At 57.7% G+C, this 11,893-nt stretch carries 12 protein-coding genes; 11 read left to right on the top strand and 1 reads right to left on the bottom strand.

Annotated elements, in window-relative coordinates; genetic code table 11:
- The first annotated feature begins 14 nt into the window (after positions 1-14).
- From NBH13_RS02715 to NBH13_RS02765, 11 genes are all read left to right on the top strand, one after another.
- Positions 15-1,082, top strand: a complete 1,068-nt coding sequence (locus NBH13_RS02715) for an AAA family ATPase (RefSeq protein ID WP_250778820.1) — start codon at positions 15-17, stop codon at positions 1,080-1,082.
- Positions 1,079-2,032 carry a DUF58 domain-containing protein gene (locus tag NBH13_RS02720; RefSeq protein ID WP_250778822.1) on the top strand — a complete coding sequence of 318 codons (954 nt, stop codon included), beginning with the start codon at positions 1,079-1,081 and terminating at the stop codon, positions 2,030-2,032. Before NBH13_RS02715 ends, NBH13_RS02720 begins: the two co-directional genes overlap by 4 nt.
- Positions 2,029-2,553, top strand: a complete 525-nt coding sequence (locus NBH13_RS02725; protein ID WP_250778823.1) for a hypothetical protein — start codon at positions 2,029-2,031, stop codon at positions 2,551-2,553. Before NBH13_RS02720 ends, NBH13_RS02725 begins: the two co-directional genes overlap by 4 nt.
- Positions 2,554-3,621 (top strand): vWA domain-containing protein, encoded by a 1,068-nt coding sequence (locus tag NBH13_RS02730; protein ID WP_250778825.1) that lies wholly within the window; start codon positions 2,554-2,556, stop codon positions 3,619-3,621. It abuts the gene before it with no gap.
- Positions 3,618-4,637 (top strand): vWA domain-containing protein, encoded by a 1,020-nt coding sequence (locus NBH13_RS02735; protein WP_250778834.1) that lies wholly within the window; start codon positions 3,618-3,620, stop codon positions 4,635-4,637. The genes NBH13_RS02730 and NBH13_RS02735 overlap by 4 nt, the downstream gene beginning before the upstream one ends.
- Positions 4,607-5,200, top strand: coding sequence for a DUF6466 family protein (locus NBH13_RS02740; RefSeq protein ID WP_250778836.1), 594 nt, complete (start codon positions 4,607-4,609; stop codon positions 5,198-5,200). The genes NBH13_RS02735 and NBH13_RS02740 overlap by 31 nt, the downstream gene beginning before the upstream one ends.
- Positions 5,201-5,357: 157 nt before the next feature.
- A complete protein-coding gene (locus NBH13_RS02745) occupies positions 5,358-5,681 on the top strand; it encodes a hypothetical protein (RefSeq protein WP_099570785.1) in 324 nt (107 codons plus the stop codon).
- On the top strand, positions 5,678-7,159 hold the full coding sequence (locus NBH13_RS02750) for an esterase/lipase family protein (RefSeq protein ID WP_180753647.1): 1,482 nt from the start codon (positions 5,678-5,680) through the stop codon (positions 7,157-7,159). Before NBH13_RS02745 ends, NBH13_RS02750 begins: the two co-directional genes overlap by 4 nt.
- A gap of 113 nt (positions 7,160-7,272) precedes the next feature.
- Positions 7,273-8,715 (top strand): adenylosuccinate lyase, encoded by a 1,443-nt coding sequence (purB, locus tag NBH13_RS02755; protein ID WP_099595450.1) that lies wholly within the window; start codon positions 7,273-7,275, stop codon positions 8,713-8,715.
- Positions 8,716-8,800: 85 nt separating this feature from the next.
- The gene (locus NBH13_RS02760; protein WP_236824281.1) at positions 8,801-11,296 is read left to right on the top strand and encodes a lysylphosphatidylglycerol synthase transmembrane domain-containing protein; all 2,496 of its coding nucleotides are present in this window, start codon (positions 8,801-8,803) and stop codon (positions 11,294-11,296) included.
- Between the two features lie 154 nt (positions 11,297-11,450).
- Positions 11,451-11,732, top strand: a complete 282-nt coding sequence (locus NBH13_RS02765; RefSeq protein ID WP_003808664.1) for an HU family DNA-binding protein — start codon at positions 11,451-11,453, stop codon at positions 11,730-11,732.
- 83 nt (positions 11,733-11,815) lie between these two features.
- On the opposite strand, the gene NBH13_RS08725 is transcribed toward NBH13_RS02765, so the two are convergent.
- Positions 11,816-11,893, bottom strand: a 78-nt coding sequence (locus NBH13_RS08725; protein ID WP_350446133.1) for an IS3 family transposase, incomplete at its 5' end; no start/stop codon positions are given.

Here is an 11,893-nt window from a genome sequence, read left to right on the forward strand (position 1 = left end):
TTACAGTAGCAATCATGGCTTTATTCCCTCCAAAAAATCCGGCACCGGCCCCGGTCCCCATTCCCATGCCGGCCGTCAGCAAACCAAGCACGTTGTCTACGGAAGACATCAACCGCGCGAGGCAGATCGGCGCACGAATCCGCGCACGCTTCGCACAGACCTTGGTGGGGCAGGACAATCTTCGCGAATCGCTGATCACCACACTGGTGGCAGGCGGCCACATTCTCATCGAATCCGTTCCTGGTCTGGCCAAGACCACGGCAGCGCAAACGCTGGCGACCTCTGTGTCCGGATCGTTCAAAAGGGTGCAGTGCACCCCAGACCTGATGCCGTCAGATCTGGTGGGCACCCAGGTCTTCGATTTCGCCACACAGAAGTTCTCCACGCAGATCGGACCCATCCACGCCAATTTCGTGCTGCTCGACGAAATCAACCGTTCGAACGCGAAAACACAGTCGGCCATGCTTGAAGCCATGGCCGAAGGAGCCACCACCATCGGAGGCCAGCGCATTGCGCTGCCGAAGCCTTTCATGGTCATCGCCACGCAGAACCCCATCGAGGAGGAAGGCACATTCAACCTTCCTGAAGCGCAGATGGACCGTTTCATGATGAAGGCGGTCATGACCTATCCGACCGCCCAAGAAGAGCAGCGCATGCTCTCCATGCTTACCCATCGCGGTTCCGACACCTTCGATTCACGAGTGCTCACCGGAGATGTCGTATCCATCAGCGACGTCGAATTCCTGCGCTCCGCCGCCCGCCGCGTGCATGTCTCCGACGCGATCATGAAATATGCGGTCGATATCGCGGCCACATCACGAGGGGCAGGCACCAAGCCGGTGCAAGGACTGTCCACGCTGGTGCGTCTCGGAGCCTCGCCGCGCGCATCCATCGCGCTGATCCGCATCGGACAGGCCAACGCACTGATGCAGGGACGCGACTATGTGATTCCGGAAGATGTCAAAACCTTCGCCCATGAGGTGCTGCGCCATCGCATTCTGCTAACGTTTGAAGCTCTTGCCGACGGCATCACCAGTGACCAGGTGGTGGACTCCATCGTTCAGGCGGTTCCCGTTCCATGATCGGCGCAATTCGTTCCGAAGATCCGATCCGCAGCAAGATCGAGGCTCTCGGAACCACGTTGAGTCTGCCGACCGTCCGTAAAGCACTTGGCACTCTTGAGGGAGCACATGCATCGGACAAACGTTTCGGCGCCGACGATGTCATGGACATCCGCGTCTACGAGCCCGGAGACGAGGCGAAACGGATTGATTGGAAGACCAGTGCCCGTGCCGGACGCCCAATGGTGGTGCAGCGGGAACGCCCATGCACCTCGCGGGCCTGGCTTCTGCTCGATGTCGGGCAGGAGATGACCGGTACCTGCGTTTCCGGTGAGCAGGCGCACCAAGTCGCAGCCAACGCCTTGTGCATGTTCGCCGCACTCAGCCTGCGCCGAGGGGACGAAGTGTCCATCGTGTTCGGCGACGCAGGCTCGATCACTCGCGTGCCTTTTAATGGCGGACTCGCGCAATTCGAGCATACGTTGGACGATGCATTGCAACGTGATTGGAGCAAGCCCCGCAATATCGACGCCCTGCTGGAGTATGCCCGCCGCATTCGCGACAGGGATGCGCTGGTCATACTCGCCACCGACGAGCACGCACTCGAGGAACGTCATATGGAATCCATCCGCAGGATCGCAAGAACCCACCCTATGGTGCTTATCGACGTGGCCACCATCAATCCATTCGACGACACACACGCACGCACGGTGTTCGACGCGGGCAGCGATCGTCGCGTCCCCGCGTTCCTACGCACTGGCAAAACAGCACAGGAGGTTCGCACGCACCGCGAATATCTGTCCGCATCCGTCCGGCATGAGTTGAATCGTTGCGGTTCCACCGTGATCCGTGCCGATTCAAGCGAACGCATGTTCCGCGAATTCGTTCGGATGGTATCCGTTTCCCTGGCCCGCTCCACGCGCAATCAGCTGAAAGCCCCGTCCGCACTCACCCTGGGAGGCAAGGCATGATCATCACCTTGTCCGACAACGGTTTCGACACGATGGATCCGATTCATATCGAAACGGGCCTGGGCATCGTCATCGCAGTGTGCCTCGCCATTGCCGCGGCACTCGTCATTCTCGTGGTGTGGCTGTCGCGTCCGAACCGCAAGCCCACGAAAAAAGCCAATCATGGACGTCATGATGCGGCCACGGGCACGTCGGTATGGCACGAACGCATCGATGATGTGGTTGCCCGTCACGCCAAGGGCGATCTTACAAGGGAGAACGCGTTCGCTTTGCTTGCAGCCATCGCAAGGGATTTCGCATCCGCAGCCACCGGCAGCGATGTGCGCAGCCAAACGCTCACCGACATTGAAGCGACTCCACGCACGACAGGCAATCAGCATGGTCTCACCTTGCTCAGGCAGACCATCGAAGCGTTGTATCCTCTGGAATTCGCTGACGCCGAACGCAATCACACCGCCGGGGAGGCCACTGTCGAACAAGCTGGAGAGTGGGTTGCCAATCTTGTGGAAAGGTGGCGATGAATGAAATTGTCATGGCACTGGCCGTGGGCCGGTTTCGCAGGACTGATCGTGGCATTGGCCGTCGTCGCCGTCATGGTGCTGGTCGACGCAAAACGCAAACATGCCGATACTGGAGCCGCACGAACGTTCAGCTTGGATGACGATCTCAACACCGAAACCGCGTCGAAGCTGTTCCGGCAGTGGCGCACGCTGTCGCGCATGGCCGCTGTTCTGCTGGTGGTCGCGTTGGCACTGACGATAGCACTGGTGGCACGCCCCAGCACCGTGGACGAAGGAGAGGAACGCGCAAGCAGCCGCGATATCGTGCTGTGCTTGGACGTGTCTGGATCGACGTTGCCTTACGACCGAGAAGTGATCGACACCTACCGCAGATTGGTTGATAGCTTCAAGGGCGAACGCATCGGATTGAGTATTTTCAATTCCACGTCACGTACCGTGTTTCCGCTGACCGACGATTATGAGCTGGTATCCGAGCAGCTCGACAAGGCCAGCACGATACTGAAGGGCGTTGAATCGCAAGATGATATCGACAAGATGAAAGACAGCGACTATCAGGCGATTTCCGACTGGCTGGAGGGCACTCAGAATCGCAAGGACGCCACTTCCCTGATCGGCGACGGCGTAGTGAGCTGTGCGGCCATGCTGCCCGGCTTCGCCTACGGCAGCGCCAATGCGGACACCTCGTCCCGCCAACGTGCCGCTTCCATTGTGCTCGCCACCGATAATGTCGTTTCAGGAGATCCGACATACACGCTTCAGGAAGCACTCGACCTGACCAAACAGGCGGAAATCACGGTTGACGGGCTTTTCTCCGGACCACAGCAAAGCGAATCGGAGCAGACCACCAATCAGTTCAAATCCGAAATCGAATCACATGACGGTGTGTTTCTCACGCAATCGAACGGCGCTTCCGTTGCCGAACTGGTCAGACAAATCGAATCACGCCGCAGCCAGGAAAGCGCGTCAAGCAGCAGAGCCGCCATGTCGGACGCGCCCGGATGGTGGACATTGGCGCTGGCTGTGGTAATGGTGTTCTGGCTGATATTGGCTTGGAGGTTGAAGCGATGAATCATCTGACGCTCTCCCCCGCTTTGGGTTGGCCCGTCGGCTTGGCGATCGCCGTGACCATGCTGGCTTGCGCAGTCGCGCAGATCGTGCTGCATATCCGCAGACGGGGACAAAGCGACGAAACCGTCTGGGCTTGCGCAAGACGTTCCCTTGCCTGCATGCTCGTGGCCGTTATGGCATTGACCCCAAGCATCGTCTCGTCCACGAATAGCCGCGCGATCAACGCCACCGATGTGGTGGTGGCGGTCGACGTGACCGGTTCCATGGCGGTCAAGGACGCGCAATACGGTTCCGCCGAGCAACTCAGCCGTCTGGATGTTTCCAAGCAGGCCGTGAAAGACATCACCGCCATGTACCCGAATTCCAGTTTCGCGGCATTGCGATTTGGAGCTTCGGGGACATTGGATGTTCCATTGACACCCGATTCGAAAGCGATCGACAATTGGGCGGATACGCTCGCACCGGAATCGACTTCCGTTTCGGCCGGTTCGACTTTGGATGTGCCGATTGACCAGTTGCTGTTGACATGCAAGTCGATTCATGAGCAGCATCCGGATGATGCTATTGTGCTGTACCTGATTTCGGACGGCGAACAAACATCTTCGAAAACACGTCGTACGTTCTCATCATTACGCCGTTACCTTTCCGACGCGTTCACCATTGCCGTCGGCAGCGAACAAGGGGGTAACATCCCCGTGACCGGCGACGGCGTGAACGAAGGAGACGGCCAGTGGGTCACCGATCCGGAAACCGGCGAACCCGGCGTATCGCGCATGAACGCCGACGAAATGAACACCATCGCCGACGAACTCAGCGGAACCGCCATCCAACTCAATGCGACAACAACCATGAACGACGGAGCCTCCAAAGAGGCATCCGACAAATGGCGCGTCACACAAACCACCAAACAACGCACGAGAACCGTCGCCGTGGTCTGGCCGTTCGCCATTGCCGTGGCGCTGCTCCTGGCTTTCGAAGCCGGAGCATGGATCACGCAATCCAGGAGGCTGCTGTGAACACGACCGTCAAAGCACGCGCATCCTTGCCTGTCCGCATCATCATCGCCGTCACCGCGGCCATTTCAATCGCCGTGGGCGCGCTTGCCATAGTGAATCTCGCTTCCGTAAGCAACTACAATCAAGCCACGAACAGCCTGAACGCGAATATCAAGGCCAGCCAGCAGCAGGACGCCGATTTCGACAAATTGCAGACCCAACAGCAGCAGACCGACGCCCAATTCCGTGAAGCCGGAGCGGCAGGCGTGTTGTTGTTGCCGAACGTGCGTTCATCCATCGAACATAACGCCGCCATCTCGGCAAAACTAACCGAATCCATACGCAAGAAGATCCATTCAATGCAGGATTCAGGAAAATCCGATACCGACACCGCCATCGAAGGCAGGCAGTCCGTCACCGACGGCAATCAAGGCAACGGAAGCACATTGACCGACGAGCAGCGTCAGAAAGTCGAGGAGCTTCTGGCGCAGAACGCGCAATCCACCCAATCCGATTCCAATGATTCCGGTTCTGCCGCCAAACAGGATTCCGACGGAACGTCCTCACCTGCAAAACCTTGGTAAAGGGGGTCTCTTTCAAAGAGTTATCCACAGGCATGCCGACGTGCTCTCGTTGATTTTCCAACGACGACACGCCGGCAACTTGTTTTTTTGACCATCCTCCGACCACAGGCCTCGCCCTCCACACCACGACAGCCGACCGACGTGTTCCAATACAGCTATGAACACTTCAATCGCATACCCGTTTGTCCCCTCACTGGGCTACGACCCCATCAACGCCCTGACCTCGATGCCAGGCATGCCCTGCCATTGCCGTACCGGCATACATGCCACCCAAACGCTGATCAACGCCAAACTCACTTCCGCATCACAGCGCCTCGACGATCTCGACGCCGCGCTCGCATCCAGTTCACTACCCAATTGGGCGGGAATCGCCGCCGAATCATATCGCGCGCGGCTCGATGAGTTACGCAAGCAATCCTTGGCGCTGCGAGACGCGCTCAACGACACCTCACGCATCCTATGGTCGGTAGGTGCGGTATGAGCTGGCAAGTGACCGCCAGAGTCAGCGGCGGATGCAAATATTCCACAGAGGAAACCGAAGCCTATCTGCGTGCCGCGAAAGCGCTCAGCCATGCGGCCGACGAGCTAAACCGCGCCCATGACTCGTTCCGGGCATTGAGGCTTCAGCTTTCCACCTATCCCTATGCGTCATCGGCCGTCGTCCTGCTATCCGGATCAAACTCCTACTGCAATGCCGCAGATCATATCGAATTGCCATACGATCAACTCATCGAACGTTGCGACGGCCACGCGAGCGCACTGGGAGCGATGGCGGCACGATTGTCTGAATTATCGGCATTGATCATTCGTGCGCAATCCCTGTATTCCCATGTCGATGACGCCGGCAGAAAGGCCTTGAACGAACTTCTGCAATTGACGATCACAGCATTCCCGAAGGAGTCGATACTTATCGGCACGGCCATGTCCGCCTTGGGATACGTGATGGGTTCCATCAACGAAGGCAAATCCAACCCCATCTACCTGTTGGATTCGTTGGATTGGGCGCAGGAAGGCATTATGGGCGCGGCCGGCGCCGCGCTCAGCAGATACGGCAAGGTCAAAGGCCTGCTGCATACCGACGAAGTCAACCATGCGGCCGGCACCATTTCCAACGCAACGTCGCGTGGCTACAACCTGATTCAGGGCAACAACCTCACCGTCACCCGAGTCCGGCCGAAAACCGAAGTGGTTCGAGAATCGCATAGCGTGAGCGAAGCGATGGAAGATCTTCGGCGTCTCGGCGAGGAACGTCTCGGCAAAGCCGATCTCGACAGCGGGCTTGAGTACGGTACCATCGCCATCTCCAAATACCGCAGAACCGATGGCACCAACTCATGGCTCGTCACCATTCCCGGTACCGACGGCCAGCCGGACTCCCCGTTCGGATGGCCGCAGAACGTTGAGCTTATGAGCTCCCACAGCAAGCAGCGTATGGAGGCGGACAGCGCACGCATGGTCCAGGAGGCCCTGAAGCAGGCCGGCATCAAATCCGATGAGCCGGTCGCACTGATCGGGCATTCGCAGGGCGGCATCGTCGCCGCCACCATCGCATCGGATCTGAAGGACGATTATGACATCAAACATGTGGTCACCGCCGGATCGCCCGTCGCCAACCATCCGATTCCAGACAAAACGTGGGTGACCAGCGTGGAAATGGACGACGAGCTTGTGGCAGCCCTCGACGGCGCGGCCAACCCCAATTCCGAACATTGGCTGACCGTACGCGGCACCGCAAGCAAGTCCGACAACAATCCGGAATCAACGTTCGCGGGAACTCCCGTCACAGATGCTCCCGACAACAAGGAGATCACGCATTGGCTGAAATATCATCAAGCCGCATACCAGAACGCAACCGATATGGGATCATCCGCCGTGAAAACCCACGAACGACATTTCGATGAGATTCTCGACGGCGACCTGCAGGAGGTCATGTATTTCGAAGGACGCATGAGCAAATGAAAGCACACAGCGGTCAGCCGCAGCCGAGCGGAACCGATAACGCAGGATAGGCGTCATCCACCGAACGGACAGATATCCGAATCTCGTTTACGGCTGAACGTATGCTGTTGCCTATGAAGCTTACTGATATTTCCCCTGCAATCGCACTGACCCCTCTTGACGGCCGCTACCATGGGCAGACCGCTCCGCTTGTCGAATATTTGAGCGAACCGGCATTGAACCGCGAGCGCATGCGTGTGGAAGTCGAATGGATGATTCTGCTTGCCAACGGTTTTGAAGGCAACGGAAACCAGACCATCGTTCCGGGCGTCAAGCCGCTTACCGATGAGGAGCAGGCGTTCCTGCGCTCCATTCCTGAGGATTTCGGCGCCGAAGGCATCGCTCAGCATGCTGCTCATGAGGCCAAAACCCATCATGACGTGAAGGCCGTGGAATATTACATCGACGATCAGCTTGACAAGGCCGCCGACGTGCTCGGCCATGAAACCCAGCTGACCGGGCTCAAGACCCTGGTGCATTTCGCCTGCACATCCGAAGACATCAACAACCTGTCCATTGCCCGCTGCGTGAAGAACGGCATCGAGAACGTGTGGCTGCCGGGTGCACAGGCCATCCTCGACCATCTGGCTCAGAAGGCCGAGGAATACCGCGACAAGGCCATGCTGTCGCTGACCCATGGCCAGCCGGCTACCCCGACCACGCTGGGCAAGGAGCTTGCGGTGTACGTGTACCGTCTGAACCGCCAGCTGAACAAGGTCAAGGCTCAGGAATATCTCGGCAAGATCAATGGCGCTACCGGCACGTTCGGCGCGCATTTGGCCGCATGCCCGGACGTGGATTGGGTTGCCGTCTCCCGTGAGTTCGTCACCAACCGCATGGGTCTGACTTGGAATCCGTTGACCACGCAGATCGAATCGCACGACTGGCAGGCCGAGCTGTACGGTACCATCAGCCATACGAACCGCATTCTGCACAACCTGTGTGTGGATGTATGGATGTACATCTCCCGTGGTGTGTTCGCCCAGGTTCCCGTCAAGGGCGCCACCGGATCCTCTACCATGCCGCACAAGGTCAATCCGATCCGTTTCGAAAACGCTGAGGCGAATCTGGAGATCTCCTGCTCGCTGCTTGACACCTTGTCCGCAACGCTCGTCGAGTCCCGCTGGCAGCGCGATCTGACCGATTCCACCACACAGCGCAATATCGGTTCCGCACTGGGCTATTCCGTGCTGGCACTCAACAATCTGATGGGCGGCCTGAATTCCATTCATCCGAACGACATCGCCATCGAAGCCGAGCTGGATTCCAACTGGGAGGTGCTTGGCGAGCCGATTCAGACCGCCATGCGCGCCTGCGAACTGGCAGGTCTGCCAGGCATGGACAAGCCGTACGAGAAGGTCAAGGAACTCATGCGCGGCCATGAAATCTCCAAGGACGCCGTCGAACAGTTCATCGACCAGCAGGCGTTCGACGATGCCACAGCGGCTCGCTTGAAGGCACTGACTCCGGCAACATATACCGGTGTCGCCGGCAAGCTGGTGGATTTCGACCGCTGAATCACGACTGTCGAATAAACACTAAAAACCATGCATCTTGAGGGTGGCCACGTATTTCGTAGCCACCCTCAAGGCGTATTATCGAATGCAGTGGGGCAATATGACCCACCTGAAGCCAATCTCATACGTATGGAGCAAGTCAACAGTGTCTCACTCCCCCGAAGCCAATAAGCCCAAACCGCATATCGACGATGTGCCACCGAAACGCAGCCGTGATTTCGCCGATTTAACACATGCGTTCTTCGCACTGGTGCTCGGCATAGGCGTAATACTGTTCTCCGTGTATCTGCACGGCACCGCATCCGGCGTGGAATCCGACGTTCGCTCCGCAGGACGCGTGGTCAGCTGGCTGACGGATGTGCCATCCTCCCTACTGCAGCAACTTGCCATCGTATGCATCACCGTCAGCGTGCTCATCCAGCTGCTCGCATCCAAAGAATGGCTGCAAAGCGTGGTTTCCGTGATGTCCCTCATCTTCGGATTCTTCGCAGTATGGGGCGTATCCGCACTGATCAGCAATTCCAACAATGCCATGCTGATCATTCCGCTACAATCCAACAGCACATCCGTAGGCACCGGACTGCTTCCCGATTTTTACGCCGCCATGACGTCATTCCTCACCGTTTCAGGCCCACGTCGTATCCGCTCATGCACCAAATGGGGATGGAACGTACTGTACGCCGTGGCGATGCTGATGGTTGTGCTTTCATGGAATTCGCTGGCCGGCGCCATTACATCCTATGCCATAGGCCGCGTTATCGGCATGCTGATTCGTTTCGCCATCGGCACGCAGAACAATGGCGCCTGGGGCACACAGATCGAGCAATCATTACGTTCCATCGGCATTGACGTATCACTACTTACACGCAGAGTCGCCCCATACGCCGATTCAGGAGTATTGAAAGCCACATTAGATGATGATTTAATCGAAAATTCCCGTATTTACGATGTCGTCGATTATGAAGGCACGCAATACACCGTTTCCGTGCTCGACAATCAGGTACATGCAGCCGGCTACCTCAATCAGGTGTGGCAGTGGCTTCGCCTGACCGGTGTTTCCATGCGCCGTGACCGTTCCTCCGTCGACGCCACGCACCACCATTACGCCATGATTCTCGGCCTAGCCAACGCCGGCCTGAAAACTCCGAGCGTATACGGCGTGGCCGACTATGGAGAATCCTCCATTCTGGTATTCCACCGCAACCACATGCCATTGGAATGCAACCAAAACACCATGTCCGACCATGACATGGAAACATTCATGGAATACCTCGCAGCAGCACATCGCCATGGTTTCACACATCGGCGCATCACCCCCGACACCTTGTCTCGCATGGAAAACAATCAACCGGTAATTGCCGGATGGCAGAATGGCGACTACGGCAGCGCATCGCCAAACTTCGCCCTTGACAAAGTACAGCTTCTCGTATTGCTTGCGACATTGAACGGCGTCGACCGTGCGATCGCCTGCGCTCGCAGGACCTGGGGCGATGAGCAGCTCATCAATCTGGCGCCTTTTGTGCAAAAAGCCGCCGTTCCCGCCGCGACGCGCACTCTGCCGGGTTGGGATAAGAAGATGCTTTCCGATCTACGTACACGGATTTCCGCGCTCGCCCCGCAGGATGTTGCGGATTCGATGGAAAAGGTCACGCTATCGCGATTCAGCTTCCGTTCCTTCTTCGCCATCGCCTTGCTGGTGGTTGCCGTATATGTGGTGTTCACACAGATACAGCCGGCCGAGATGATCAAAGCGGTCAGAGACGCGAATCTTGCTATGGCCTTGGTTTGCGTTGCTCTCGGTTTTATCGCATGGCTAGGTTCCGCCATCACCTTGGGTGTGTTCATGGATTCTGACAAGCGCAATACGATCGGCTTGTTTTGCTCTCAAATGGCATCCGGCTTCACCGCCGTTTCCATGCCGGCCGGTGTCGGTCCCGCGTTCGTCAACCTTCAGTTCCTACGTAAAAGCGGCTATCGTAGCACCGCTGCGACGGCGGTTATGAGCGCGGTCTGGGCCGTGCAGGGAGGCACCACCATCGTGCTGCTGCTGATGATCGGCCTGTTCACGGGGCGCAATACCTTGTCCGGCATGATTCCGACGAATACGCTGATCATGGTGATCGCCCTCGTCGCGCTGGTCGTATCGGCGGCCATGGCGATTCCTCCGGTACGTCATTTGGTGACCGAGAAATATCTTCCGATGGCAAAGGCCTACGCACGCAATCTAGTCGACGTTCTCGCACGTCCGAAGGAACTGGCTTTCGGCATAGCGGGCGCTTTGGTGCTCAACCTTGCGACCGGACTGGGCTTCTGGGCCGCGTTGATGGCGTTTGGGTATCACACGAATCCCATAGAGACCACGTTCATCTTCCTGCTTGCCAATACTTTGGGGTCCGCAGTTCCCACACCTGGTGGTCTGGGTGCCGTGGAAGCCGCGCTGTCGGTGGCGTTCACCGCCGTGGGCATTCCCTCCACCATTGCCGTGTCCGCTACTCTCGTCTACCGAATCGCCTTCTACTGGCTGCGAATTCCGGTCGGCGCGCTGGCTATGAAATGGCTCGACAGGCACAATTTGATCTGACAAACGCCCCCGTACGCTTCGGTTTACCCCCTATTTATAAAAAAAGCGCCCAAAGCCCTTATAAAATGCCGTTTCCCTCATAATAGTGCGCTAATATCATAAAGAACGTGGATGTTCGTAATCAGAATGTCCCCTGATCCAAGAAGGATGCTTTATGGCATACAACAAGTCTGATCTCGTCTCGAAGATCGCTCAGAAGTCTAACCTGACCAAGGCACAGGCTGAGGCAGCTGTGAACGCTTTCCAGGACGTGTTCGTCGAGGCAATGCAGTCCGGCGAAGGCCTGAAGCTGACCGGCCTGTTCTCCGCTGAGCGCGTCAAGCGCGCCGCACGCACCGGACGCAACCCGCGCACCGGCGAAACCATCGAGATCCCGGCAACCTACGGTGTTCGCATTTCCGCCGGTTCCCTGCTGAAGAAGGCTGTCACCAAGTAATCATTGCGATGATGGACGATCAGATGCCCCGACCACGATGAACTGCGCCCCGTTTGTTGGACGTTGTTAATTAGGATACAGCCCTAGACCGCGAGGGACATGCTCCGGAACTCCTCCGGGGTGTGTCCCTCGAGTCGTATCTGGCGCCGTCTGGTGTTCCA

It is taken from the genome of Bifidobacterium intestinale (genome assembly GCF_023656765.1).
In the GTDB taxonomy this organism is placed as follows: domain Bacteria; phylum Actinomycetota; class Actinomycetes; order Actinomycetales; family Bifidobacteriaceae; genus Bifidobacterium; species Bifidobacterium hominis.